This window comes from Methanobrevibacter sp., from assembly GCF_045577275.1.
Lineage (GTDB): Archaea > Methanobacteriota > Methanobacteria > Methanobacteriales > Methanobacteriaceae > Methanobrevibacter.
This window is the reverse complement of sequence record NZ_JAZNIB010000109.1, coordinates 1-1,556: the sequence shown is the minus strand read 5'-3', so window position 1 is coordinate 1,556 and position 1,556 is coordinate 1. Positions and strand designations below refer to the sequence as shown.

The window sequence follows — 1,556 nt, the reverse complement described above, 5'->3', positions numbered from 1 at the left end:
TTCAGAGTTGTCCAATCCAAATCTGTATAATGATACCACTAATCCTGAGAATAAACCGATTAAGGTAGCTTCTATAATTAGCTTGATGTAATATTTTGAATCTTCTACATTCAATCCTAATGTTTGCTTAATCATTTTCATGGTTTGCCTCAGGTTAGTTTTGGAATTTAATTTTAATTTAAATTATTAAAAGATAATATTTAATATTTGATTTATTCTTTGATTTTCTTGATTAATTTTGCCACATTTGCACCAAACAATTTTATGGTTTCTATTCCTCCTGTATCTTCAAGTGCAGTTCCTTCAGGACCTGCTATAACCATATTCCAGTAAGTGGAGCCAGGAACGATCATTCCATTTATTGGGAAAAACATGGTCATTTCCTGTAGTGTTAATGTTTGCCCGCCTCTTCTTGCTACAGTGATTGGGCCACCTACCATCCAATCAAGGAATTTGTCCCCTCCTCTGGAAACCTTTCCAATCCTTTGAAGTGCAGACATGATGTCTCCACGTGCAGTACCGAAGTAAACAGGTGCAGCAGGAATGAAACCGTCGGCTTCTCTAATCTTTTCAATGATTTCATCCAAACCGTCATCTAAAGTACAGTTTCCAGTTTCAGCACATGTTCCGCATGCAATGCAGGATTGGATGTTTTTATCTTTAAGTGAAATGATTTCGGTTTCAACCCCTTCATCTTCAATGGCTTTTGCACATTCCTTTAAAACCATAAGTGTATTGCTGTTTTTTCTTGGGCTTCCATTCAATAGTATAACTTTTGCCATAGTATCTTCCTTAGAATAATCTTTATTTTTGTTTGTTTGATTTAATTATGATTTTTTGATTCTTTGATTTATTGATTATTAATCAATTAAGTGATTATTTATCTTGTAACTCCACCAAATCCTATTAATGTGTCAATGCAGTCTTCAATTGCCTCTTCAGTCAAGGATATGATTTTAAAGGTATAGCTAATTTCATTTTCCTTTATTGGTTCTCCCTTATAGATGTCAATTATTATCACATCAATAATATTCTCGAATTTTTTTAGGGTATCCTTTATAACATGAGGATTTGATTTTTTATTGAAAATAGCGCTTATGTCCCTTGTGTACATTTTTTGATTGTTAAGCTTCCATTGGTAGAACTCCTCGTCATTCAATTTTCTCACATTTGATATCTTAAGCTTTTTGACCTTGCCGTTGTCATCTTCCAGATATAGGAAGTCCACATCGATTTCCTTGAGTGTTCCTACATGGATTGTATCAGAATAGATATGTTTCAATCCAACTTCACTTCCAATGGATTGGATGAGTTCATTGTATTCTTTTGTAAGGGCATTTATTGCCTTGTCACTTCTACCTAATGCCGCTTGGATGTCTAAGTCGGATCGTAGCCATGTCGTTCTGTGAGCCAAGGAGTTGCTGCTTGCTGTTGTCTTCCTAAGACCGCTTGGCCTCCGACTTCCAACTTCACTTCCAATGGATTGGATGAGTTCATTGTATTCTTTTGTAAGGGCATTTATTGCCTTGTCACTTCTACCTAATGCCGCTTGGATG

General features: G+C 35.5%; 1 protein-coding gene and 1 pseudogene. Both read right to left on the bottom strand.

Annotated elements, in window-relative coordinates:
* Window positions 1-212: 212 nt before the first annotated feature.
* Complete coding sequence (locus tag ACKI67_RS03615) at window positions 213-782, bottom strand: flavodoxin family protein (RefSeq protein ID WP_407462027.1); 570 nt, start codon at window positions 780-782, stop codon at window positions 213-215.
* A 98-nt stretch (window positions 783-880) separates the two neighbouring features.
* Window positions 881-1,556: pseudogene (locus ACKI67_RS03610) on the bottom strand (hypothetical protein); the annotation flags it as partial.

Coding starts and splice junctions, on each gene's coding strand:
- ACKI67_RS03615 (WP_407462027.1), bottom strand. CDS start 782: ATGGCAAAAGTTATACTATTGAATGGAAGCCCAAGAAAAAACAGCAAT.